Here is a 24,503-nt window from a genome sequence, read left to right as displayed (position 1 = left end):
CCATGGATCCCATCGCCTCAATCGTGGTGCCTGCCTACAACGCGGCCGGATTCATCGGCCGCAGCATTGCCTCGATCCGGCAGCAGACCTTGAAAGACCTGGAAATCCTGGTCGTCGACGACGCCTCCACCGACGATACGGTGGCCACCGTCAAGGCCTTGCAGGTCCACGACCAGGACATCCGGCTGTTCGAGCAGGACTGCAACGGTGGCGCGGCCGTGGCGCGCAACACCGGCATCGCCCAGGCCCGCGGGCGTTACATCGCCTTCCTCGATGCCGACGACATCATGCTGCCGCAACGGCTCCAACACCTGATCCGGCACGCCGAGGAACAGCAGCTGGATATCGTGGCCGACAACCAGGTGCTGCATGATTCATATCTGGACCGGCAGGTCGGCCTGCTGGCCTTCAATGAAAGCCAGCACCCCCAGCCATTGACCGCGCTGTCCTTCCTCAAGGGATCCAGCAACGTCCCGAGCCTGCGCGAGATCCTGTCCGGCAGCCGCGCCGCCTATTTCCCGCTGATCAAGCCGATCATCCGTCGCGCGTTCCTGACCGAGCACCAGCTCCGCTACGATCCCGCCTGCCGCTTTGGCGAGGATTTCGACATCATCATCCGTTGCCTGCTGGAAGGCGCCAGGGCCAGCATCGTGCCGCAGGCCTACTACGTCTACACGCTGTCACACAGCGACGTCTCCAACACCCGCTCGCCGCATTCGCGCACGCGCTTCAACATGCAGCCGGTCATACAGAACGTGGACCACCTGTTGCGCACCTACGCCCACGCGCTGACCCCGCAGATGAGGCAGGCGCTGATCCGCTGCAGGGACGGCTGCCAGGGCCTTGAGCAGTTCGAACAGTTCAAGGCCGAGCTCTACGGCCGGCGCGCGCGCGCGGTGCTCAGCCTGCTCACCACGCCGATGCTGTGGCAGTACGTGGCCCGCTCCACGACCATCAAGCTGCGCAACCTGTCCACGCGCCGTTTCGCCTAGCGCATCGCGCGCGGCACGCCGGCGCCGGTCAGAACATCACCTGCGCGCGGATCCCGAATGCGTTGGGGTCCACCTCCACCCCGGCACGGCGGCTGTTGGCCTTGATGTAGTTGACCTGCACCTTGAAGTGGCTGGTGAAGTAGTAGTTCGCACCCACGGTCCAGTCGTGCTGGTAGCCGCCTTCCAGGCCGGCATCATTGAGGTCCAGGTCGCTGTAGCGCAGCAGCAGTTCCAGCGCGCCGGCCGGACCCTTGGGCGTCACGTTGCCCAGCGTGCCGGTGTAGGGGCGCGATTCGCCGGTCACCACCCAGCTGCCGTAGACGGTGTTGCCCTGGGCGTTGAAGTCGGCAAAGCCCTCGCGCGCCACGGTCTGCTCCAGGTGCTCGGCCAGCACGGTGAACGGGCCGGCGATGCGGATGAACTCCAGGCCGGCGCGTGCGATGTGGGTGGTGCCGGGCAGGGCGCCGCTGTCGATCAGCCGGGTGTCGGTCAGGCCCGCCTCGATCTTGCTGCGCACCCGGCTGGAGCTGGCGTCCGGGTTCTCGACCGAATACCCCACGCCCAGGTGGAGCACGTCGCCGGCGGCCTTGTGCGGGGTCCAGGTGAAGTGCCCGGCCACGGTGGTGCCCTCGTTGTCGCCTTCCACGTCCTGGCCGGCAAAACCCTGCAGCTGCAGGTTCCAGGTCTTTCGGGTCAACGCCCACTCCACGCCGGTGCGGCGCCCCTCGTAGATGGCCTGGGTGGCTAACGGCGCTTCCAGGAAGGAGATGGTGCGCGAGGAACCCACCGAGTCCAGGCCGATCGGGGTCTTGAAATAGCCGGCCCGGACTGCGCCGTAATCCTTGCCGAACAGCGCCTTGGTCTGCACCCGGGTGTAGATGTCCAGCCACAGGTGCGCCTGGAAGTCGTACTGGGCGCCCATGTCGAATACGCCATCGCGCCTGTAGAAGGCGCCGAATTCCTTGCGGCGGAACCGGTCGGCGTTTTCGAAACGCGCGTCGTCGCCACTGAAATGGTTCTGGTCGTAGGCGTAGGCGCCGGTCAGGCCGATCTGGTCGCCGTTGTCGAATTTGTAGCTGGTCGGCCAGTCGGCCGCCGCGGCGCTCCCGGCAACGCCCATCAGCCCCACGATCAGCAATGCCCGCATGTCCGTCTCCCTGCGTTGGTGAACCCGCGTGTCAACAAGCCGGCACGCACCTTTGGGCGCGCGGCCGCCCGCGTGAGGTATCTGGCAACCCGAAGACCAGATCGCTTGCGGTCGCCGGCGTTGGCCGGACGTAGCCGCCCGCGGACACCGTGGGCGCAGCGTACACGCCGCAAGTTGAGCATGTCCGCCGGCGCGCGATGATCGCGTTTTGGCATGTCGGCAGGAGCAATCGTCATCGGCTGGTTCCGCAACGCGCCGGGCGGGTGCGCGCGGGGCCGGGCCCGTGGGGTCGGTGCGAGGGGTCGGTGCGCTGCAGGCCTACGCGCCCGCGTCCCAGCCCGGCATCTGCGCCGGATCCAGGCCGCCGGTGTCGAACGCGGCCGTGCGGGTGCCGCCGGCCTTGACCGGGAACGCGATCTTCAAGGTCCTGGCGTGGGCGGCCAGCTTCCACAGCGCCTTGTAGTCGGTGATGAACAGGGCAATGGCTTCGTCGGTGTCCGGACGCCAGGCGTCCATCGCCCTGGGCTTGCCGTCATCGACGGTGACCTTGACCTTGCAGCCCTGCAGGCACGGGAAATCGCCGGCCTTGAGCACCAGATAGGCGCTGCGCTTCCACTCGGGATGGTCGCGGAAGACCAGCTGCACGGGCTGCTGCTTGCCGCTGCCATCGGTGTCCAGCGGCGCGCGGCTCATGATCGCGGCCGAGACCTGCGCGCCCTGGCCGATCATGACCTGGTTGTAGGTCCACAGGCCCGCCAAGCGGCGGGCTTCGCGCGCTTGCTCGGCCTTGGCCTTGGCCTCTTCATAGTGCGCCTGGATCTTCTGCGCGGCCGCGGTGTCGGGGTACTGCTGGAGCAGGGCGCTGCCATGGACGCGGGCCAGGTCCCAGTTGCCCGCGGCATAGGCGGCTTCGAACTGGCCGGCCAGGGTGTCGGCGGCCTGGGCCTTGGCGGCGGCCTGGCGGGCGGCCTGTTCCTGCAGCTGGGCCTGACGGTCGGTGCAGCCCAGCAGGGCCAGGGCGCACAGGGCGCCGGACAGGATGCGTTTCATTGCAGGCAGCTCCAGAGGCGTGGCAGGGGCGGGCCCGGCCAGCGCGTGGAGCGCGGTCAGACCACAGCCAAGCTGCGTCCCTGCGCGCGCGAGCCGGCCAGGCCCGCGGCATTGTACGTGCCGGTGGATTCGACGCGACCCAGGTGGCGCAGCGCCCAGTCCACTTCGCGACGGCGGCGGGCCAGCAGGACGCCGTTGGCCTGGTTGAGCTGGCGCAGGGCGTCCACGCGCTCTGCGGCCGAGCGGTCCGGCGGGCTGGCTTCGGCCTGGCGCAGGGCGCGGACCTTGGCTTCGGTGGAGGCCAACAGGGCCAGCACATCGTTGTCCAGCAGCGCGCGGCGCTCTTCCTGCAGGGCCAGCTCCAGGGCGCCCAGCGGGCTGGAATCGAGGAGTTCGGTGCTCATGTCAGCGTCCCAGTTCGCGGTCCAGGTCCAGCATGCGCGCGGCGATGGCCTGCGCGTCGATCTTGTAGCTGCCCTCGGCGATGGCAGCCTTGAGCGCGTTCACCCGGCCCATGTCGATCCCCGCCGGAGCGGCGCCCAGTTCGCGTCCCATGGCTTTGAGTCCTTCGGCATCACCGGTCAGGCTGAGGCGATCTGTCTCGGCGGTGGCCGAGATGGGTTCATTGCGGGCGCCACCGGCGCGAGTGGCGGCCACGGCAGCCGCGACATCGGCCACCCGCGCGGCGGGCGGCATTGGGTCGATCTTGTAGCTCACAGGGCACTCCGAAAGTTCTGCTGTCGAGCCCGGTAACGGCGGGTCGACGGGGAACTTGAGGGCAAAGTGACATTTTTTGTCAGTCGCGCGTTGCGCTTCACTGAAGGACTTCAACCACGCCCGGCTCGGACGAAAGCCGGCCACGAATCACCTTGTTGGAAGCGGTGTTCTGCACCGCCACGCGCTGGCCGACCTGGGCGCTGCCCAGGGCCACGCCCGGCATGCGGATTTCCGCCCCGGCCACCCGCGAGACCAGCACCACCGGATCGCCGCGACGCAGGGGCTGGCCCTGCTGCAGGTCACTGGCGGTGACGATGTCGCCGGCGCTCAGCGCGCGCGCGGCGATGGCACCGGCCAGCTGGTCCGGGCTGGCGAACGTGGCCCCGTCGGTGCCGCCCAGGTCGCGCTTCTGCACGATCAGCTGGCCCGGCGCGATCGCCTGACCCATCCGCACCGGGCCGTTGACCACCACCACCTGGGCTTCGCGGCGCACGGCCACCGGGACGAAGATCTTCCAGCCCGGACTGTCATCGCAGCGCACCTGGGCCAGGCGGGTGCCGGAGGCCACTGCCTGCAACGGCTGGCGGCAGGCGGCCAGGCGCAGGCTGGAATCCAGGCGCGCCTGGCCCTGGGCACCAGCGCCGCCGACGGCCTGCAGGGCGGCCCTGCGGATGCTGTCCAGCGGCTGCAAGTCGGCGGCCTGGGCCTTGCAAGCCGCCAGGATGATGAGGGACAGCAGGATGCGGGTTGTCCGGTTCATGGGCGGGATGGGTGCAAGAGCCGTGCCTTGGTTTCCTCCTGTCGAGAAGCGGCAAGCAGCTTTCACGCCTGCGCCGCGACCTGAGTTTGTCTCGGCAACGTAGGCGCTGGACGATGTCGCGTCCCACCGGGTGCGCTTCGGGAAGTCCCAGCGTCGGATTCTTGGCGAAGGGCCCTGCTGGATCACGCTTGTCGCGGTGCTATGGCCTGCGCCGGATCAGGGCCTGAAGCCGGTACATCAACAAGCAGCGCGCGCGGGGCGGGCGATTTGCCGGGGCGGCCGGCGCCCGCCGGGAACCCGACGCCGGCCGCGCCCACCGACCCGTGGCACGGCGCTTGCCTTGATTCCCGGTGATCCTTGTCTCCCCGGAGCGTCCCATGTCCGATTTCCTTGGTCTCCACGGCACCGCCCTGGCCCTGCGCGAGCAGCGGCTGCAGCTGCTGTCGGCCAACATCGCCAATGCCGACACCCCGGGCTACCAGGCCCAGGACCTGGACTTCAATTCGGCCCTGGGGGTGGCCCTGCAGGCGCCCGGCGCCGGCGGCAACGCGCTGGAAGGCGGCGCTGCGCTCGGCCAGGCCGGCGCGGCGGCGCACTTCTACCGCCCGTCCAGCCAGCCCAGCCTGGACGGCAACACCGTGGACGGCGACCGCGAGAACGCGGCCTTCGCCCAGGCGACCCTGGAGTACCGGGCCTCGCTGTCGTTCATCGAATCCAGGGTGCGGTCGATGCTGACCGCCATCACCGGCCAGTAAAGGGAACCGCGCCATGAGCAACCTGCCCATCTTCGACGTCGCCGGTTCGGCGATGAATGCCCAGTCGGTGCGGCTGAGCACGGTGGCCTCCAACCTGGCCAATGCCGACTCGGTCTCCGGCGATCCCAACACCGTGTTCCGCGCCAAGCAGCCGGTGTTCGCCACCGAGCAGGTCGGCAACAACCCGGCGCTGGTGGGCGTGCGCACGGCGGCGGTGCAGGACTCCACCGCCGCGCCGATCAAGCGCTACGAGCCGGGCAACCCGCTGGCCGACGGCAATGGCTACGTATACGCGCCGGACATCGATCCGGTGGCGCAGATGGTCGACCTGATCTCGGCCACGCGCAGCTACCAGGCCAACGTGGAGGTCTTCAACAGCGCCAAGGAAACGGCGACCGCCACCCTGAACATGGGCCGCTGACGGCCTTCCCTTTCTTCCGATCCACGCCCCCACATGAGCGCCTGTCCATGGCCACTGTCGACACTTCCACCCTCGCCTCGCTGGGCCTGACCAGCGCCACCAAGGCCGCCAGCACCACCGGAAGCTCCTCCGGCGCGATCGGCCAGGCCGATTTCCTGACCCTGATGACCGTGCAGCTGAAGAACCAGGACCCGCTCAAGCCACTGGACAGCCAGCAGTTCCTGGGCCAGCTGGCGCAGTTTTCCACTGTCCAGGGGATCGAGCAGATGCAGGCGGCGATGGGTTCGATGGCCAGCGTCATGGAATCGGACCAGACCCTGCGCGCGGCGGCACTGGTCGGCCACGACGCGATGGTGGCCGCCTCCTCGGTGACCCTTGCACCCGGCGCGCCGCTGGACGGGGAGATCACCGCCACCTCGGCCGGCCCGCTGACCCTGGAGATCACCGATGCCAACGGCAACACGGTGCGCACCCTTTCGGCCACCGCGGCGACTTCCGGCGCGGTCGCTTTCCACTGGGACGGGCTGACCGATGCCGGCGCCGCCGCCACCGGTGGCACCTACACCATCAAGGCCGTGGCCGGCACGACCGCCGCCTCCAGGGCCGCTTCGGCAACGGCGCTGGACGTGGGGCTGATCGCCCATGTGGACAGCGTTTCCATCGAGTCCTCCGGGCTCACCCTGAACCTGGCCGGCGTCGGCGGCTTCCCGCTGTCGTCCATCCGCCGGGTCAGCTGATCCAGCTCCCGACCCATACGCAGCTTCCTTCCTTCACGGGGACACTTCCATGAGCTTCCGCATCGCCCTGAGCGGCATGAACGCCGCCTCTTCCGACCTGAACGTCATCTCCAACAACATCGCCAACTCCAACACCACCGGGTTCAAGGAAAGCCGCGCCGAGTTCGGCGACGTGTTCGCCGTCTCGCCCTACGGGGTGGCCACCAACGCCACCGGCGCCGGCGCCCGCCTGCAGCGGGTGGCCCAGCAGTTCAACCAGGGCAACATCGACTTCACCGGCAACGCGCTGGACATGGGGGTCTCCGGCCAGGGCTTCTTCACCCTGTCCAACAACGGGGCGATGGTGTATTCGCGCGCCGGCAACTTCAGCACCGATGCCTCCGGCTACGTGGTCAACCCGTCCGGCCAGCGCCTGCAGGTGTTTGCGGCCAACCCCGACGGCACCACCTTCAACACCAGCAAGCTGACCGACATCCAGCTGACTACCGGCGACGCCCCGCCGCAGGTCTCCACCAAGGTCCAGGCCGACCTCACCCTGCCGGGCAACGCCACCGTGCCGGTCAAAGTCCCCTTCGATGCGGCCGACCCGACCACCTACAACCACAGCACCTCGCTGACCGTGTATGACTCGCTGGGTGCTTCGCACAGCCAGTCGCTGTATTTCACCAAGACCGCAAACCCCAACGAGTGGACCATGCAGGCCCAGATCGACGGGGTCGACGTGGGCACCCCGCAGACCCTGGCCTACGATGCCACCGGCGCGCTGGTCAGCCCAGCTGGCGGCGACATCACCCTGCCGCCCTATACCCCGCCCGGCGGCGCCGCACCGATGAGCCTGACCGTGGACCTGGGCAACTCGGTCCAGTACGGCCAGAAGTTCGCCGTCTCGGCACTGAACCAGGACGGCTCCGGCACCGGCAGCCTGTCCAGCATCTCCGTTTCGGCCGAGGGCGTGATCCAGGCGAACTACTCCAACGGGGTGACCAGGTCGCTCGGCCAGGTCGCCCTGACCATGTTCGCCAACCCGCAGGGCCTGCAGCAGAGTGGTGACAACGCCTTCTCCGAAACCTACGCCTCCGGCCAGCCGCTGCATGGCGCGGCCGGCACCTCGCAGTTCGGCCTGGTCCAGGGCGGCGCGCTCGAGGCCTCCAACGTCGACCAGACCGCACAGCTGGTGAACATGATCACCGCCCAGCGCAACTTCCAGGCCAATGCGCAGATGATCCAGACTCAGGACCAGGTCACCCAGACCATCATCAACCTGCGGTAAGCGCGGTGGCGGCAGGCCTGCCGGCCGGCCGCGTGCGAGATTGAAGGGAGCCAGGGATTGGCTCCCTTTTTTCGTGGGCTTGGCTTCTGCCCCCTCCCTTGCGCAGCAGGGGAGGGCTGGGGAGGGGTTGCTGTTGCTTGGTGGTGTTGCCGTCGCGTCCCCAAAAGCACCCCACCCCGGCCCTCCCCTTCGCGATGCGAAAGGGAGGGGGCAGCGCCGAGCGCCCCACCCCCGGCCCTCCCCTTCGCGATGCGAAAGGGAGGGGGCAGCGCCGAGCACCCCACCCCCGGCCCTCCCCTTCGCGATGCGAAAGGGAGGGGGCAGTGCCGAGCGCCCCACCCCGGCCCCACCTTCGCGATGCGAAAGGCAGGGGGCAGCGCCGAGCACCCCTCCCCGGCCCCACCTTCGCGATGCGAAAGGCAGGGGGCAGTGCCGAGCACCCCTCCCCGGCCCCACCTTCGCGATGCGAAAGGCAGGGGGCAGTGCCGAGCACCCCACCCCGGCCCTCCCCTTCGCGATGCGAAAGGCAGGGGGCAGTGCCGAGCACCCCTCCCCGGCCCTCCCCTTCGCGATGCGAAAGGCAGGGGCAGCGCCGCGCGTGCCGACTCCCGTGCACCGAAGGTCCCTCGCGGCACGGCCCTTGCAAGGCCCTGTGCATGGACAGAGCCCTCTACATCGCCATGACCGGCGCCAGCGCAACGCTCAAGGCGCAGGCCACCCATTCGCACAACCTGGCCAACGCCAGCACGGTCGGTTTCCAGGCCACCCTGAGCGCGACCCAGGCCATGCCGGTCACCGGCGCCGGGCTGGCCTCGCGCGTGGCCACGGCCGAGAAGCTGGTTGGCGTCTCCGATGCCAGCGGCGCGCTCAGCACCACCGGCAATCCGCTGGACGTGGCGCTCGCGCCCGGCCACTGGTTCGCGGTGCAGGACAAGAACGGCGGCACCGCCTACACCCGCGCCGGCGACCTCAGGCTCACCCAGAACGGCCTGCTCACCACCTCCAGCGGCCTGCAGCTGCTGGACGCCGGTGGCGCGCCGATGGTGATCCCGCCCAACGACGGCATGGACATCGGCGCCGACGGCACGATCTCGGTGATCCCGCAGGGCTCGCCGGCCTCGTCGACGACCCAGGTCGGTCGCCTGCAGGTGGTCCAGACCCGCACCACCGACCTGGTACGCGGGCAGGACAGCCTGATGCGCCAGGCACCCGGCGCGCCGGCACCCACGCCTTCCACCGGCGCGGTGCTGTCCACCGGCGTGCTGGAAAGCAGCAACGTCGATGCCACCGGCGCGCTGGTGTCGATGATCGCGCTGGCGCGCCAGTTCGAGATGCAGGTACGGGTCTTGCACAGCGGTGATGAAACCGCGCAGAGCGCCAACTCGCTGCTGTCCTCGCGCTGATTTCCCGACTTTTCCCCGACGGAGAACCGCCATGACCCAGGCACTGTGGATCGCCAAGACCGGCCTCGACGCGCAGCAGACGCGCATGGCGGTCATTTCCAACAACCTCGCCAACATCAACACGACCGGCTTCAAGCGCGACCGTGCCAATTTCGAGGACCTGCTCTACCAGACCCAGCGCCAGCCCGGCGGTGCCAGCTCCGAGCAGACGATGCTGCCCTCGGGCATGTCCACCGGGACCGGCGTGCGCGTGGCCACCACCGCCAAGTCCTTCGTCCAGGGCAACCTGAGCCAGACCGGCAACGCGCTGGACGTGGCCATCAACGGCCGCGGTTTCTTCGAGGTGCTGATGCCCGACGGCAGCAGCGCCTACACCCGCGACGGCGCCTTTCAGGTCAATGCCGACAACGAGCTGGTCACCAACGAAGGCTATCCGGTGCAGCCGGGCCTGCAGATCCCCGAAGGCGCCCAGAGCATCACCATCGGCAGCGACGGCACGGTCAGCGTGCAGCTGCAGGGCCAGGCCGCCGCTACCCAGGTCGGCCAGCTGACCATCACCGATTTCGTCAATCCGGCCGGCCTGCATTCGCAGGGCGGAAACCTGTACACCGAGACCGGTGCCTCCGGCCCGGCCCAGGCCGGCGCCCCGGGCGAAAACGGCGCCGGCCTGCTGGTCCAGGGCGCGCTGGAAAACTCCAACGTCAACAGCGTCGAGGAGCTGGTGTCGATGATCGAAACCCAGCGCGCCTACGAAACCAATGCCAAGGCCATCAGCACCGTCGATTCGATGCTGGGCTTCCTCAACCAGAACCTGTGATCGCCATGCGCCTGCTACTTGCCACCGCCGTCATCGCCTGTCTGGGCACGCTGTCCGGCTGCGCCACCGTCATGGGCGATGTACGCCCGTTCGCCGAACAGCCGCCGGCGCCCAATGGCCTGGTGCCGCCGCCGGCGGTGCCGCCGGGCTATGCGCAGCCGGCCCCCGGCCAGGGCCAGCCCGGCATGGTTGCACAGGGCTACGCGCGGACAGGCGTGGGCGATGGCGGCGGCTCGATCTTCGCCAGCGCGGCCGACGGCAGTGGCAACCGCGGCATCCGCCTGTTCCAGGACAACAAGGCGCGCGAGGTCGGCGACCTGCTGACCATCGTCCTGGTCGAAAGCACCAGTGCCAGGTCCAACGCCAAGACCGGGATCAGCAAGGACGCCTCGATCGCCATGGCCGCGCCGACCATTCTGGGCCAGGGCGTCACCTACAACGGCAAGAACCTGCTGCAGGCCGAAGTGGACGCCAAGCGCGGCTTCAACGGTGCCGGCGACACCCAGCAGAGCAATTCGCTCGATGGCGATGTCACCGTGACCGTGATCGAGCGGCTGGGCAACGGCAACCTGCGCGTGTCCGGGCAGAAGCAGCTGCGCCTGAACCAGGGTGATGAGCTGGTCCAGGTGCAGGGCATCGTGCGCATCGCCGACATCGGCCCGGACAACCGCGTCACTTCCGATCGGGTGGGCAACGCCCAGATCGTCTATGGCGGCCGCGGCGCCGTGGCGCGCTCCAACGCCATGGGCTGGCTGGGCCGCTTCTTCAACTCCGCCGCTGCACCGTACTGAGCATCGCCATCATGCGCGTGACCCTGTTCCGTTCCTTCATGTCCCTTGCGGCCGCGCTGGCGCTGATCCCGGCGCCGGCCCACGCCGAACGCATCAAGGACCTGGCCCAGGTGGCCGGCGTGCGCGGCAACCAGCTGGTCGGCTACGGCCTGGTGGTCGGCCTGGACGGCAGCGGCGACCGCACCAGCCAGACGCCCTTCACGGTGCAGAGCCTGAAGACCATGCTCGACCAGCTGGGCGTGACCATTCCGCCGGGCACCAACCCGCAGCTGAAGAACGTCGCCGCGGTGGCCATCCAGGCCGAGTTGCCGCCCTACGCCAAGCCCGGCCAGACCATCGATGTCACCGTGTCCTCGATCGGCAACGCCGGCTCGCTGCGCGGCGGTGCGCTGCTGATGGCCCCCCTGCGCGGTGCCGACGGCCAGATCTACGCAGTGGCCCAGGGCACGCTGGTGGTCAGCGGCTTTGGCGCCTCGGGCAGGGACGGCTCCAAGATCTCGGTCAATGCGCCCAACGGCGGCAGCATCCCCAACGGCGCCACGGTCGAGCGTTCGGCCCCCGGCGGCGGCGGCGACACCGGCGTGGTCACCCTGAACCTGCACGAGGCCGATTTCACCACCGCCTCGCGGATCGTCGATGCGGTCAACCGCACCTTTGGCGCCGGCCGGGCCCAGGCCGTGGACCCGGTGACGATCCAGATCGCCGCCCCGCCGGGCAACCGGATCGGCTTCATGGCCCAGCTCGAATCATTGGACGTCAGCCCCGGCGCGGCCGCGGCCAGGGTGGTGATCAACGCCCGCACCGGCACGGTGGTGATGGGCGGCAACATCTCGGTGCTGCCGGCGGCGGTCTCGCACGGCTCGCTGACCGTCTCGATCACCGAGAACAACCTGGTCAGCCAGCCGGAACCCTTCTCCCGCGGCGGCCAGACCGCGGTGGTGCCGCAATCCACGGTCAGCGCCACCGCCGACGGCGGCAAGATGTTCATGTTCCAGGGCGGCACGTCGTTGGAAGCGATCGTCCGCGCGGTCAACGCCGTGGGGGCGGCGCCCGGCGACCTGGTGGCGATCCTGGAAGCACTCAAGCGCGCCGGCGCCCTGCGCGCGGAGCTGGAGATCATCTGAGGCTGGGCTGGCGAAAGCTGCCCGGATCGGCAGCCCCCCCCCCCCTGCGAAGCGACAGCTCTTGGCCCCCCTCCCTTTTGCGCAGCAAAGGGGAGGGCCGGGGAGGGGTCGCTTTTGCGCTTCCAGCGCAGAGCCAAAGCACCTATAAGCAGCGAAGCGACCGCTTTTCGCCCCCCTCCCTTTTGCGCAGCAAAGGGGAGGGTTGGGGAGGGGTCGCTTTTGTACTTCCAGCGCAGAGCCAAAGCACGAGCAACCCCTCCCCAGCCCTCCCCTGCTGCGCAAGGGAGGGGGCCAAGCAGTGGCCGTGGAGCCGGCGCCTGGTGAGCCGGTGGCGATCCTGGAAGCGCTCAAGCGCGCCGGCGCCCTGCGCGCGGAGCTGGAGATCATCTAAGGCTGGGCCTGGCGCAGGCTGCCGGGATCGGCAAGGCCTCTGCCTGCAACATCGAAGCGACCGCTTTTCGCCCCCTCCCTTTTGCGCAGCAAAGGGGAGGGCCGGGAAGGGGTCGCTTTTGTGCCTCCAGCGCAGAGCCAAAGCACAAGCAACCCCTCCCCAGCCCTCCCCTGCTGCGCAAGGGAGGGGGCCAAGCAGTGGCCGTGGAGCCGGCGCCTGGTGAGCCGGTGGCGATCCTGGAAGCGCTCAAGCGCGCCGGCGCCCTGCGCGCGGAACTGGAGATCATCTAAGGCTGGGCCTGGCGCAGGCTGCCGGGATCGGCAAGGCATCTGCCTGCACCATCGAAGTGACCGCTTTTCGCCCCTCCCTTTTGCGCAGCAAAGGGGAGGGCTGGGGAGGGGTCGCTTTTGTGCTTTCGGCACAGAGCCAGAGCACAAGCAACCCCTCCCCAGCCCTCCCCTGCTGCGCAAGGGAGGGGGCCAAGCAGTGGCCGTGGAGCCGGCGCCTGGTGAGCCGGTGGCGATCCTGGAAGCGCTCAAGCGCGCCGGCGCCCTGCGCGCGGAGCTGGAGATCATCTAAGGTTGGGCCTGGCGCAGGCTGCCGGGATCGGCAAGGCCTCTGCCTGCAACATCGAAGCGACCGCTTTTCGCCCCCTCCCTTTTGCGCAGCAAAGGGGAGGGCCGGGGAGGGGTCGCTTTTGTCGCTTCCAGCGCAGAGCCAAAGCACAAGCAACCCCTCCCCAGCCCTCCCCTGCTGCGCAAGGGAGGGGGCGGAGCAGTGGCCGTGGAGCCGGCGCCTGGTGAGCTGGTGGCGATCCTGGAAGCGCTCAAGCGCGCCGGCGCCCTGCGCGCGGAGCTGGAGATCATCCAAGGCTGGGCCTGGCGCAGGCTGCCGGGATCGGCAAGGCCTCTGTCTGCACCATCGAAGCGACCGCTTTTCGCCCCCTCCCTTTTGCGCAGCAAAGGGGAGGGCCGGGGAGGGGTCGCTTTTGTGCTTCCAGCGCAGAGCCAAAGCACGAGCAACCCCTCCCCAGCCCTCCCCTGCTGCGCAAGGGAGGGGCCAAGCAGTGGCCGTGGAGCCGGCGCCTGGTGAGCCGGTGGCGATCCTGGAAGCGCTCAAGCGCGCCGGCGCCCTGCGCGCGGAGCTGGAGATCATCCAAGGCTGGGCCTGGCGCAGGCTGCCGGGATTCGGCAAGGCCTCTGCCTGCAGTCGAAGCGACCGCTTTTCGCCCCCTCCCTTTTGCGCAGCAAAGGGGAGGGCCGGGGAGGGGTCGCTTTTGTGCTTCCAGCGCAGAGCCAAAGCACGAGCAACCCCTCCCCAGCCCTCCCCTGCTGCGCAAGGGAGGGGCCAAGCAGTGGCCGTGGAGCCGGCGCCTGGTGAGCCGGTGGCGATCCTGGAAGCGCTCAAGCGCGCCGGCGCCCTGCGCGCGGAGCTGGAGATCATCCAAGGCTGGGCCTGGCGCAGGCTGCCGGGATTCGGCAAGGCCTCTGCCTGCAGTCGAAGCGACCGCTTTTCGCCCCCTCCCTTTTGCGCAGCAAAGGGGAGGGCCGGGGAGGGGTCGCTTTTGTGCGTTCGGCGCAGAGCCAGAGCACAAGCAACCCCTTCCCGGCCCTCCCCTGCTGCGCAAGGGAGGGGGCGGAGCAGTGGCCGTGGAGCCGGCGCCTGGTGAGCTGGTGGCGATCCTGGAAGCGCTCAAGCGCGCCGGCGCCCTGCGCGCGGAGCTGGAGATCATCCAAGGCTGGGCCTGGCGCAGGCTGCCGGGATCGGCAAGGCCTCTGCCTGCAGTCGAAGCGACCGCTTTTCGCCCCCTCCCTTTTGCGCAGCAAAGGGGAGGGCCGGGGAGGGGTCGCTTTTGTGCGTTCGGCGCAGAGCCAAAGCACGAGCAACCCCTCCCCAGCCCTCCCCTGCTGCGCAAGGGAGGGGGCCAAAAAGCAGGAGGGCTCCTGATGTGGGGTCGACTTCCCGGGTCGTTGTCCAGGCCTTGGAGACGCCTGCGCCGCGCGCCTGCGACGGAAATCCGACAGGCCGCGGCACGGGACTTGCCTGAGAACAGCACACACCTTCCGCGCCCTTATCTGGTCCTCCCGCCATGACCCTGCAGCTGCCCGGCACCACGGCACTCTCGCTAAGCAAGTCGAATACGGCTTCGCCCGAGCAGATCAAGCAAGCCTCGAAGGAGCTGGAGACCCAGTTCGCCTCGATGCTGGTCAAGTCGATGCGCAGCACCACTGGCGGCGATCCGCTGGGCGGGGGCGATACCAGCTACCGCGACATGTACGACCAGCAGCTGGCCCGGGAACTGACCAGGGGCCGCGGCCTGGGCCTGCAGGCGATCATCCAGAAGCAGCTGCGCGGCGACAACGGCGGCAGTGAAGCCTCCACGCCGGTGGACACCACCCTGCCTTCGGCCAGAGCCACGGCCGGCGCGCCGATGCCGCTGCGTGCGCAGGCCCCTGCCAGGGCCTTCCCGTTCACCGCCAGCCAGCTGCCACTGCGCGCGCCGACCAGCGCCAGCGCGGTGCCGGTGGCCAGCGGTGGCACCCTGCCGCTGGCCGCGTCCAGTGCGGGCGTGTCGCTGCAGGCCATACCGATGCAGACCCAGATGCCGGAACCGCCGCAGCCGCTCGACCCGGGCGACTGCCAGCTGGACTGCAGCAGCCCGGAAGCCTTCGTCCAGTCGATCTGGCCGCATGCGCAGAAGGCCGCGCAGGCCCTCGGTGTGCCGGCCAAGGCGCTGGTCGCTCAGGCCGCGCTGGAAACCGGCTGGGGCCGGCGCCTGGCCGGCAAGCAGGGCGTGAGCTCCAACAACCTGTTCGGGATCAAAGCCGGCAGCCGCTGGGACGGCGATTCGGTCAACGTCGCCACCACCGAATACGTCAACGGCGTGCGCCACGCCGAGCGCGCCAACTTCCGCGCCTATGATTCGGCCGCCGACAGCTTTGCCGACTACACCCGGCTGCTGGGCAACGACCGTTATGCCGCTGCGCGCGGCACCGGCCAGGACACCCACCGCTTCGCCCGGGCCCTGCAACGCGCCGGCTATGCCACCGATCCGCACTACGCGGCCAAGCTGACCGCGATCGCCAATGGCAGCACCATCAGTCGCGCCCTGGCCAACATGCCCGATGGCGGCGTGCCTTCGTCCCTCTATGGCTCCGACGCGCGCCTGGCCGCGGCCGCGCCGGCGTCCAGCACGCAACTTGCATCGGCCCAGGGCAGTGGCGTGGACACCTCGGTCTTCGCCGCACTCGGCGCGCGTTACCGCGCCGTGGCCGGTTACTGAAGGACTTGCCATGACCAGCATGCTCTCCACCGGTAGCTCGGCGCTGATGGCCTTCCAGCGTGCGCTGGGCACCATCAGCAACAACGTGGCCAACGCCACCACCGAAGGCTACAGCCGTCAGCGGGTGGAGCTGTCCGCGCGCGTGGGCACCTCGGTCGGCAACGGCCTGGGTTACACCGGCCAGGGCGTGGACGTGAGCGCACTGCAGCGCCTGGCCGATGGCCTGGTGTTCGGCCGCCAGGTCAACAGCAGCAGCGAAGTCGGCCGCCTGACCAGCCTGTCCTCGATGGCCGGGCGCGTGGACAGCCTGCTGTCCGATTCGGCCACCGGCCTGTCCGTGCCGATGTCGGCCGTCTTCAACGCGGCCAGGGGTGTGAGCAGCGACCCGACCTCGACCAGCGCGCGCGAGGCACTGCTGGCCGCCGCGCAGTCGCTGTCGGCGCGTTTCAATTCGGTGGACGGCCAGCTGTCCACCATCGACGATGAAACCAACGAGAACCTCAAGAGCAAGGTCGCTGACGCCAACCAGCTGGCCAGGGAGATCGCCGACCTCAACAAGACCATCGCCGCCTCCGGCGCCAACGCCTCGCCCGACCTGCTGGATGCGCGCGAACTGCGGGTGACCAGGCTGGCCGCGCTGGTGGGCGCCACCACGGTGACCCAGGACGATGGCGCGCTCAACGTGTTCACCATCGGCGGCCAGCCGCTGGTGCTGGGCGCCAAGGCCAACACCCTGACCGCGCTCCAGGACCCGGACCGGCCCGAGCGCTCGCAGGTCGGCCTGGACACCGGCAACGGGAGGGCGGTGCGCCTGCCGGACGCGTCGATTTCTGGCGCGTTGGGCGGCCTGCTTGAATTCCGCACCAGCGTGCTCGACCCGGCCCGCGCCGAGCTCGGCCGCCTGGCCACCGCTACCGCAATGAGCTTCAACCAGGCCCAGGCCGCGGGCGTGGACTACAACGGCAACGTGGGCAGCGCGCTGTTCTCCATCGGCGCGCCGAGTGTGAGCCGCAACGCGGCCAACACCGGGATCGCGGCCTTCACCACCGCGGTGAGCGATGTCGGCAGTCTCACCGGCAAGGACCTGGTGCTGCGCTACAGCGCCGGCGGCTGGACCGCGCAGCGCGCCGACACCGGCGTGATCGTGCCGATGGCCGGTGACGGCTCGGCGGCCAACCCGTTGCTGGTCGAAGGCGTGCGCCTGACGATGTCCGGCAGCGCCGCAGTCGGCGACAAGTTCACCCTGCATCCGACCGCCGGCGCGGCCGGCAGCCTGGCGGTGGCGATCACCGACCCGACCCAGGTCGCCGCCGCCGGCGCGATGTCGGCCAGCGCCAGTCCCGCCAACCTGGGCAACGCGGCGGTGGCCGCCACCACGGTGACCAATGCCACCGCGTTTGCCGGTTTCAGTGGCGCCCAGATCGACTTCATCGACGCAGCCTCGTACACCATCAACGGTGGCCCGCCGCAGAGTTACACCGTTGGCGCGGCCATCACCGATCCGGCCACCGGCTGGTCGATCACCCTCAGCGGCACCCCGACCGCAGGCGACCGCTTCAACCTGGCCGCCACGCCGGCGCGCTCGTCCAGCAACGCCAATGCGCAGCTGTTCTCGGCGCTGGATGGCAAGCCGCTGCTCAGCGGCGGCACCCAGTCGCTGACCATGGCCATGAGCCAGCTCACCGCCAGGGCCGGCACCGAGGCCAGCCACGCCCAGCTGAGCCTGGACGCCCAGCAGGCCATCAACGCCCAGGTCAGCGCCGAGCGCGAGTCGGTCAGCGGCGTCAACCTGGACCAGGAAGCGGCCGACATGATGAAGTTCCAGCAGGCCTACCAGGCCGCCGCGCAGGTGGTCAAGACCGCCGACACGATGTTCCAGACGTTGCTCGCGGCCGTGGGCCGCTGACCGGGGATTGCCATGACGCTCCGCCTTTCCACCATGGGCATGCACCAGCAGAGCCTGACCGCGATGCTGGCCCAGCAGTCCAGGGTCGCGCGCTCGCAGCTGGAATTGACCACGCAGAAGAAGCTGATCACCGCCGCCGACGACCCGGCCGGGATGGCCCAGGCCCAGCGCCTGGACCATGCGATCGCGGCCCTGGACCAGCAGGACAAGGACGCGGCGTTGCTGGAGCACCGCTTGCGTTCGCAGGAGCAGGCGCTGACCGACGTGGGCACCCAGCTGGACCGTGCGCGCCAGCTGACCATCCAGGCCGGCAACGACACCCTCAACGCCGCCGACCGCACCTCCATCGCCGCCGAACTGCGCCAGATCCGTGAGGCCGTCCTGGCCATCGCCAATCGCGATGACGGCACCGGACACCCGCTGTTTGCCGGTTCGCGCGACGCGGTGATCCCCTTCACCCAGGATGCCAGCGGCAACGTCAGCTACGTCGGCGACGATGGCCAGAACCGGGTCGAAGTGGCGCCCAACCTGAAAGTGGCCGGCACCGATGCCGGCAGCACCCTGTTCCTGCGCATCCGCACCGGTGACGGCACCAGCGTGGCCACCGCCGCCAGCAGCAACACCGGCAGCGGCGTCATCGGCGGCAGCGCGGTGACCGACAACAGCCTGTGGAACGGACAGTCGGTCACGGTCAGCTTCACCGCCACCGATGCTTACCAGATCCTGGACAGCGCCGGCACCGTGCTGTCCACCGGCAGCTACACCGCCGGCAGCACCATCAGCGGAGCCGGCATCCAGATGACCCTCAGCGGCGCGCCGGCGGTCGGCGACAGCTTCAGCCTGGGCAAGGCGCCAAACCAGGACATCTTCAGCACCCTGGACACCCTGGCCGATGCCCTGGAAGCCCCGGCCACCACCGATGCGCAAGTGGCCACCCGCCGCAATGCGCTCAATCGCGCCCTGGGCGACATCAGTACCGCGCAGGACCACTTCCTGCTCAGCCGCTCGCAGACCGGCTCGCGCCTGGCTGCACTGGACGATGCCACCGACGTGCGCAGCGCCTATGGCGTCAGCCTGCAGACCACCCTGTCCACCCTGCGCGACGTCGATCCGGCCGAGGCCGCCAGCAATCTTTCGCTCCAGCAGATCGCACTGGAAGCGGCACAGAAAACCATGCTGGCGGTGCAGAGCAAGTCGCTGTTCGACCTGATGTAGGTGCACTGCACTTGCAGAAAACAACTCGCACCAACTGCTTGATCGTCGTTCCCGCGAAGGCGGGAACCCGGGCTGGGGCAGTTGCAGATCGCCACAACCCGCTGTATCGCAGCCTGACCGTCCTCCAGCATGGATCCCCGCCTGCGCGGGGATGACGGCAACACGCTCCATTTATCCCTGTCAGGCGCCACACCTGCGTCTTCGCAAGGCCTTTTGAACCGGCCTCAAGTCCGCGTCCTCGCTGCCGCTATCTGGTTTGAGCGCATTCGTGTCGATCCACGACACACATGACACGGCCGGACGCGCCAGCAACTGGGCAATGTCTTTGAAAGTGGCCCGGCAAGAAACCTCGAAAGAATGTTCGATCCAGGGCTAAAGGCAACGCACCTTGTGCCGTTAAACCTATCAGCAGCGGAGAGGGCCAATCCCGGCCACACCCTGCCTCAACCCGGCCGAGCCCTCTCAGTCGCCGCCGGACCACCCAACCAGGAGAGCTTTCCCATGTCCTCAGTCATCAACACCAACGTGTCGTCGCTGAACGCCCAGCGCAACCTGACCGCGTCCGGCAACGACCTCGCCACCTCGCTGCAGCGCCTGTCCTCGGGCCTGCGCATCAACAGCGCCAAGGACGACGCCGCCGGCCTTGCGATCAGCCAGCGCATGACCAGCCAGATCCGCGGCCTGGACCAGGCCGCGCGCAACGCCAACGACGGCATCTCGCTGGCCCAGACTGCAGAAGGCGCGCTGAGCACCATCGGCGACAACCTGCAGCGCATCCGTGAGCTGGCCGTCCAGGCGTCCAACTCCACCAACTCGCAGGACGACCGCGACGCCCTGAACCTGGAAGTCACCCAGCTGAAGGACGAGATCCAGCGCGTCGCCTCGCAGACCAAGTTCAACGGCCAGTCGCTGCTCACCAGCACCAATCCTTTTGTTTTTCAGGTCGGCGCCGATGTCGGCCAGACCATCTCGGTCAGCGGCGTTAATGCCCAGACCGCAGCCCTGGGCGGCACTTACACCCGCGCCACCACCACCATCGCAGCCTCTTCCATCACCGGTTACGCCACTGCAATTTCCGCTGGCGGCCTGACGATCACCGGCACTGGCCCCGACGGGCTTCCTGCCACCGTTGACGTCGGCGCCATCCCGGTTGCTGCCAACTCGCAGGAACGCGCCAGCCAGTTGGCTGAAGCGATCAATCGCGTTTCGGCACAGACCGGCGTGGGCGCGTCGTTCGATGCCGTGAGCGGGCAGCTGACCTTGAGTGGCGCCACCATCACGATCGGCGGCACCGCCGCTGCGGCCGCCAAGGGCTTCACCGACGGCGCCGTCAGCACCACCACCAGCAGTATCGGCATCTCTACCACCAGCGTGAGCAGCTTCACAGACGCCCAAGCCGCGATCGGCCAGATCGACAACGCCCTGAAAGCAATCAACTCCGCGCGCGCCAATCTGGGTGCGGTGCAGAATCGCTTCACCTCGGTCGTGTCGAACCTGTCGACCACCTCGGAGAACCTGTCGGCCGCCCGCAGCCGCATCCAGGACACCGACTATGCCAAGGAATCGGCTGCACTGACCCGCAACCAGATCCTGCAGCAGGCCGGTACCGCGATGCTGGCCCAGGCCAACCAGTCGACCCAGTCGGTCCTGAAGCTGATCTCGTAATCCCGCAACACCAGGGCGTGGCCACATCGGCCGCGTCCTGTTCCAAGCGCACGCAACCAGGCTCAGGCGTGGATTTGGAACAGGACGGCATGCATCTTGCCTGTGGCTGCTCGGTGCAGCCGGACTCATCCTCCCATCCTCCCGCTGTACCTTTCCGCGAGGACCGCGCCATGCGCAACGCCAACACGGTGCCAGACGCCCAGCCCCGCGCCAGAGGCCGTGCATGACCACCATTGGCACCACCGGTGGCACGATCGACGCCACGTCGATGGCGTCCCAGCTGGTCGCCGCCGAACGCGCGCCGACCGATACGCGCTACGCAGCAACGCAGACCAAGATCACCGCGCAGGTGTCGGCGGTCGCGACTCTGCGTTCGGCGTTCTCTGCGCTGACCTCCGCGATCACAAGCTTGACCAGCAAGACCACGACGGACGCGCGCGCGGTTTCCATGGGCACCGGCGCCGGATTCACCGCGACGGCCTCCTCCGGCGCGGCGACGGGCAACTATTCAGTCGAAGTGGTCTCGCTTGCGGCTGCGCAGAAGCTGTCTTCCAGCGGTTTTGCGACGCGCGATACCGTGGTCGGCACAGGCTCGCTGACCATCAAATATGGCAGCACCCGCCTGGACGTGAGCATCTCCTCGTCCAACAACACCCTGGCCGGCATCCGCGATGCCATCAACGCCGCGGCCGGCGGCAAGGGCGTGGCGGCAAGCATCGTGACCGGCGAAGATGGCGCGCATCTGGTGATGACCTCGCTGGACGGTGGCACCAACAACGCCATGACCATCAGCGCCAACAACGACAGCGGCGACCTCTCGGCCCTCAGCTACGGCGACGGTGCGCCCGGAAGCATGACCCAGCTGGTGGCTGCGAGCGATGCCCAGGTCAAGGTGGATGGCATCGTGAAGAAAAGCGCCAGCAATACCGTCACCGGGATGGTGGATGGGGTGACGTTCAATCTCGCCACCGCCAGTGTGGGCACCACCACGCAGATGACGATCACCAACGACACCGCGGCCCAGTTCACCGCGGTCAAGAATTTCGCCGACAAGTACAACGCGGTGCTGCAGTCCATCGCCTCGACCACCAGCTACAACAGCAGCACCCAGGTCGCCGCCGCGCTGAACGGAGATTCGATGGTGCGTGGCACCAGCCGCCAGCTGCGCGATCTGGTCAGCGCCAACGTGGTCGATCTGGGGGCCATGGGAATCACCTTGTCCAAGGACGGCTCGATGACCCTGTCCCAGGCCGACTTCAGCGCGGCCATGGCCAAGGACGCCTCGGCGCTGACCAAGGTCTTCGGCAGCGGCACCGACACGATGGTGAGCGGAATGTCCACGGTGCTCAAAGGCCTGACCACCAGCGGCGGCCTGCTGGATTCGCGCAGCGACAGCCTGAGCGCGCAAACCAGGAAGCTCGATGCGCAGAAGCAAGCCCTGGACACCCGCATGGCCGCCGCCGAGGCGCGCTACAAGGCCCAGTTCACCGCGCTGGACACGCTGATGACCCAGCTGCAGAGCACCAGCGATTTTCTGACCCAGCAACTTGCCAAGAGCAGCAGCAATGACTAACCGAGCCGCCCCATGAACGCGCGCAGCCTCGCCAACCACTACAAGCAGACCGGCGCCAGCAGTGCCGTGCTCGATGCCAGCCCGCACCAGCTGATCGCGATCATGCTGGCCACCGCGCGCGAGCGCGTGCGCCTGGCGATCGCCTCGCTGGAGCGCGGCGATGTGACCCGCAAGGCACACGCGATCACCGACACCTGCGCCATCATCGGCGGGCTCAACGGCGCGCTGAACATGGAAGCCGGCGGCGAGATCGCCCAGGGCCTGGCCGCGCTGTATGACTACTGCCAGCGCCGCCTGCTGGCGGCTAACCTCAACAACGATGCCGCCCCGCTGCACGAGATCGACGGCATCCTGGACGACATCGAGTCGGCCTGGCGCCAGATCGCGCCGAAGGCGCCGTGATGGACGCCGCGCCGCAGTCCGCGACGGCGGGCGTGCCCGCGCTGCCGGCAGCGGCCATCGGCCAGGCCATCGGCGTGGAGGATTTCGACCAGGCCGCCGAGCTGCTGGCCCGGCATCAGCACCAGCTGGTCGTGGCCCTGGCCGGGGTCGACCTCAACACCGCCGACCGAGCGCCCTGGCTGCAGCTGCTGACCGAACACCGCGGCCTGATGGGCCAGCTGCGCGCCGCGCGCGACACCGCCGCGATGGAACTGGCCCGCCTGGACGCCGGCCGCCGTGGCGCCAACGCCTGGCTGCGCGCGCTGAAGTAGGCCTCAGGGCGCGGCGTGCTCCTGGCCCCCTCCCTTGCGCAGCAGGGGAGGGCTGGGGAGGGGTTGCTGTTGGCTTGGTGCTGTTGCGTCCGCAAAAGCACCCCTCCCCAGCCCTCCCCTTCGCGGTGCGAAAGGGAGGGGGCGCAGCGCCAAGCACCCCAGCCCAGCCCTCCCCCTCGCGATGCGAAGGGAGGGGGCCAGCGCCGGGCACCCCACCCCAGCCCTCCCCTTCGCGATGCGAAAGGGAGGGGGCGCAGCGCCAAGCACCCCTCCCCAGCCCTCCCCTTCGCGATGCGAAAGGGAGGGGGCGCAGCGCCGAGCACCCCACCCCCAGCCCTCCCCTTCGCGGTGCGAAAGGGAGAGGGTGGCACCCACCCAGCACGCCGTTTGCGCCATCCTTGCGCGCCCGTCCTGCCGAGTGCGCCATGACCGAGGTTCCTTCGATGACGCCCGAGCAAGCCCGCCACGCCCTGTTTGGCGAGATCCTGACCCTGGAGGAAACCCGTGCGGCCCGCTTCCTGCCCGGCGCGCTGCTGCCGGCGGCGGTCCAGGACGCCTGCGCCCAGGGCGAAGCACTGCTGCGCGCGCTGGCGGTGATCGACGACGGCGCCGCGCGCAGCGACGAGCAGGACCCGCAGGGCGAGCCGGCACTGCTGCGCATGGAGGCCAAACTGGACGTCCTGACCCTGCTGGTGGCCGAGTTGGCGGCCGCGCAGGAACGCGGCGATCCGCGCCAGCCGCTGGTGTGGTCCGCGCGCGGGGTGGAGCTGGTGGCAAGTGACCCGCCCGCGGCCGGCCAGCAAGGCCTGTTGCGCGTGCGTGCCTCGGACTGGCTGCCAACCTGGCTGCTGTTGCCTGCGCAGGTGCTGGCGGTGCAGGCCGAAGGTGCGGGGACACGGGTCTGGCTGGCGTTCGTGCAGCTCTCGCCGGCGCTGCAATCGGCGCTGGAACGCCATGTCTTTCGCATCCATCGACGCGAGGTGGCGCAGCTGCGCCGCGAGCGTTAGGCCCCGGGGCGACCGGCGCCTTGTTGCCGCGCCGGTGGTTTCGTTAAGGTGACATGCGGCCAGGGCGGCCGAAACAGGAGTCTCACCCTTGCGCGTGCTGATCTGCGATGACCATGCCCTCGTCCGCGCCGGCGTCAAGCGCCTGCTGGAAGCGATGGACGGGGTGGAGGTCGTCGGCGAGGCCGCGGGTGCCGACGAGGTGGTGATCAAGGCCCGGCAGGTGCTGCCGGAGGTCATCGTGCTGGACCTGTCCCTGAAGGGCCGCAGTGGCTTTGATGCGCTGGCCGAACTGCGCCGCACCTGTCCCGAGGCGGCCATCGTGGTGCTGTCCATGCATGAGGACGTGCTGCACGTGCGCGAGGCGCTTTCGCGCGGGGCGCTGGGCTACGTGGTCAAGGACGCCTCGCCGGCCGAGCTGGAGATCGCGCTGCGTGCGGCGGCGGCCGGTCGCAATTTCCTCAGTCCCCAGGTCGCCGCGCCGCAGCTGCGCGGCTACCGCGCCGCGCGCGAGCCGGGCGACATCGAAAGCCTGCCGCGCCGCCAGCGCGAGATCCTCGACGCGCTCGGCGCCGGGCGCACCACCAAGCAGATCGCCGCCGACCTGAACATCAGCGTCAAGACGGTGGAAACCCACCGCGCGCGGATGATGGAAGCGCTCGGCTGCCGGAATGCCGGCGAGCTGCTGCGCGTGGCCATGCGCCACTACGACCGGCCGTGACAAAAACCCCGTCTTGTGACGCAGTCGACACCTGACCGGGCGTGTCAC

Annotated in this window: 22 protein-coding genes and 1 pseudogene; 18 read left to right on the top strand and 5 right to left on the bottom strand. The window is 69.1% G+C overall.

The features are described 5' to 3' along the window. Positions 1–2: 2 nt before the first annotated feature. On the top strand, positions 3–992 hold the full coding sequence (locus D9R12_RS10050; protein WP_014159489.1) for a glycosyltransferase family 2 protein: 990 nt from the start codon (positions 3–5) through the stop codon (positions 990–992). Between the two features lie 28 nt (positions 993–1,020). On the opposite strand, the gene D9R12_RS10045 is transcribed toward D9R12_RS10050, so the two are convergent. From D9R12_RS10045 to flgA, 5 genes are all read right to left on the bottom strand, one after another. Then, positions 1,021–2,139, bottom strand: coding sequence for an OprO/OprP family phosphate-selective porin (locus D9R12_RS10045; RefSeq protein WP_170159223.1), 1,119 nt, complete (start codon positions 2,137–2,139; stop codon positions 1,021–1,023). 318 nt (positions 2,140–2,457) lie between these two features. Further along, the gene (locus D9R12_RS10040; RefSeq protein WP_122230188.1) at positions 2,458–3,189 is read right to left on the bottom strand and encodes a hypothetical protein; all 732 of its coding nucleotides are present in this window, start codon (positions 3,187–3,189) and stop codon (positions 2,458–2,460) included. Positions 3,190–3,245: 56 nt separating this feature from the next. Beyond that, the gene (locus D9R12_RS10035; RefSeq protein WP_014159486.1) at positions 3,246–3,593 is read right to left on the bottom strand and encodes a hypothetical protein; all 348 of its coding nucleotides are present in this window, start codon (positions 3,591–3,593) and stop codon (positions 3,246–3,248) included. Position 3,594: 1 nt separating this feature from the next. Beyond that, on the bottom strand, positions 3,595–3,906 hold the full coding sequence (gene flgM / locus D9R12_RS10030) for a flagellar biosynthesis anti-sigma factor FlgM (protein WP_014159485.1): 312 nt from the start codon (positions 3,904–3,906) through the stop codon (positions 3,595–3,597). 97 nt (positions 3,907–4,003) lie between these two features. Beyond that, on the bottom strand, positions 4,004–4,666 hold the full coding sequence (flgA, locus tag D9R12_RS10025) for a flagellar basal body P-ring formation chaperone FlgA (RefSeq protein ID WP_122230186.1): 663 nt from the start codon (positions 4,664–4,666) through the stop codon (positions 4,004–4,006). A 377-nt stretch (positions 4,667–5,043) separates the two neighbouring features. On the opposite strand from flgA, the gene flgB reads away from it, so the two are divergent. The 17 genes and pseudogenes from flgB (at position 5,044) to D9R12_RS09930 (ending at position 24,455) form a co-directional block, all read left to right on the top strand. Further along, positions 5,044–5,421 (top strand): flagellar basal body rod protein FlgB, encoded by a 378-nt coding sequence (flgB, locus tag D9R12_RS10020; RefSeq protein ID WP_014159483.1) that lies wholly within the window; start codon positions 5,044–5,046, stop codon positions 5,419–5,421. Positions 5,422–5,434: 13 nt separating this feature from the next. After that, positions 5,435–5,842, top strand: coding sequence for a flagellar basal body rod protein FlgC (gene flgC, locus D9R12_RS10015; protein ID WP_014159482.1), 408 nt, complete (start codon positions 5,435–5,437; stop codon positions 5,840–5,842). 47 nt (positions 5,843–5,889) lie between these two features. Continuing rightward, positions 5,890–6,579: a flagellar hook assembly protein FlgD gene (locus D9R12_RS10010; RefSeq protein WP_122230184.1), complete on the top strand. Its 690-nt coding sequence runs from the start codon at positions 5,890–5,892 to the stop codon at positions 6,577–6,579. A gap of 49 nt (positions 6,580–6,628) precedes the next feature. Beyond that, entirely contained in the window at positions 6,629–7,849 is a 1,221-nt protein-coding gene (gene flgE, locus D9R12_RS10005; RefSeq protein WP_122230183.1) for a flagellar hook protein FlgE, read from the top strand. Between the two features lie 656 nt (positions 7,850–8,505). Beyond that, positions 8,506–9,252: a flagellar basal body rod protein FlgF gene (locus tag D9R12_RS10000; protein WP_122230181.1), complete on the top strand. Its 747-nt coding sequence runs from the start codon at positions 8,506–8,508 to the stop codon at positions 9,250–9,252. Positions 9,253–9,283: 31 nt separating this feature from the next. Further along, positions 9,284–10,069 (top strand): flagellar basal-body rod protein FlgG, encoded by a 786-nt coding sequence (gene flgG / locus D9R12_RS09995; protein ID WP_122230179.1) that lies wholly within the window; start codon positions 9,284–9,286, stop codon positions 10,067–10,069. Between the two features lie 5 nt (positions 10,070–10,074). Continuing rightward, complete coding sequence (locus D9R12_RS09990; protein WP_043290878.1) at positions 10,075–10,860, top strand: flagellar basal body L-ring protein FlgH; 786 nt, start codon at positions 10,075–10,077, stop codon at positions 10,858–10,860. Between the two features lie 11 nt (positions 10,861–10,871). Continuing rightward, a complete protein-coding gene (locus D9R12_RS09985; RefSeq protein ID WP_122230177.1) occupies positions 10,872–11,984 on the top strand; it encodes a flagellar basal body P-ring protein FlgI in 1,113 nt (370 codons plus the stop codon). Between the two features lie 2,480 nt (positions 11,985–14,464). Next, positions 14,465–15,547: pseudogene (gene flgJ, locus D9R12_RS09970) on the top strand (flagellar assembly peptidoglycan hydrolase FlgJ); the annotation flags it as partial. Between the two features lie 121 nt (positions 15,548–15,668). After that, positions 15,669–17,564, top strand: coding sequence for a flagellar hook-associated protein FlgK (gene flgK, locus D9R12_RS09965; protein ID WP_170159222.1), 1,896 nt, complete (start codon positions 15,669–15,671; stop codon positions 17,562–17,564). 12 nt (positions 17,565–17,576) lie between these two features. Next, on the top strand, positions 17,577–18,779 hold the full coding sequence (gene flgL / locus D9R12_RS09960) for a flagellar hook-associated protein FlgL (RefSeq protein WP_122230167.1): 1,203 nt from the start codon (positions 17,577–17,579) through the stop codon (positions 18,777–18,779). A 501-nt stretch (positions 18,780–19,280) separates the two neighbouring features. Beyond that, on the top strand, positions 19,281–20,444 hold the full coding sequence (locus D9R12_RS09955; RefSeq protein WP_014159471.1) for a flagellin: 1,164 nt from the start codon (positions 19,281–19,283) through the stop codon (positions 20,442–20,444). A 223-nt stretch (positions 20,445–20,667) separates the two neighbouring features. Next, on the top strand, positions 20,668–22,017 hold the full coding sequence (fliD, locus tag D9R12_RS09950; protein ID WP_014159470.1) for a flagellar filament capping protein FliD: 1,350 nt from the start codon (positions 20,668–20,670) through the stop codon (positions 22,015–22,017). A 12-nt stretch (positions 22,018–22,029) separates the two neighbouring features. Further along, a complete protein-coding gene (fliS, locus tag D9R12_RS09945) occupies positions 22,030–22,419 on the top strand; it encodes a flagellar export chaperone FliS (protein ID WP_014159469.1) in 390 nt (129 codons plus the stop codon). Further along, positions 22,419–22,730, top strand: coding sequence for a hypothetical protein (locus D9R12_RS09940; protein ID WP_014159468.1), 312 nt, complete (start codon positions 22,419–22,421; stop codon positions 22,728–22,730). The genes fliS and D9R12_RS09940 overlap by 1 nt, the downstream gene beginning before the upstream one ends. A 425-nt stretch (positions 22,731–23,155) precedes the next feature. Further along, positions 23,156–23,737, top strand: coding sequence for a PilZ domain-containing protein (locus D9R12_RS09935; RefSeq protein ID WP_122230165.1), 582 nt, complete (start codon positions 23,156–23,158; stop codon positions 23,735–23,737). Positions 23,738–23,825: 88 nt separating this feature from the next. Continuing rightward, complete coding sequence (locus D9R12_RS09930) at positions 23,826–24,455, top strand: response regulator (protein ID WP_122230163.1); 630 nt, start codon at positions 23,826–23,828, stop codon at positions 24,453–24,455. Positions 24,456–24,503: the final 48 nt, after the last annotated feature.

Source organism: Pseudoxanthomonas spadix (assembly GCF_003703395.1).
Classification (GTDB): domain Bacteria; phylum Pseudomonadota; class Gammaproteobacteria; order Xanthomonadales; family Xanthomonadaceae; genus Pseudoxanthomonas_A; species Pseudoxanthomonas_A spadix.
Note: the sequence above shows the minus strand (reverse complement) of the source record. Positions and strands in the feature narration are given on the sequence as shown.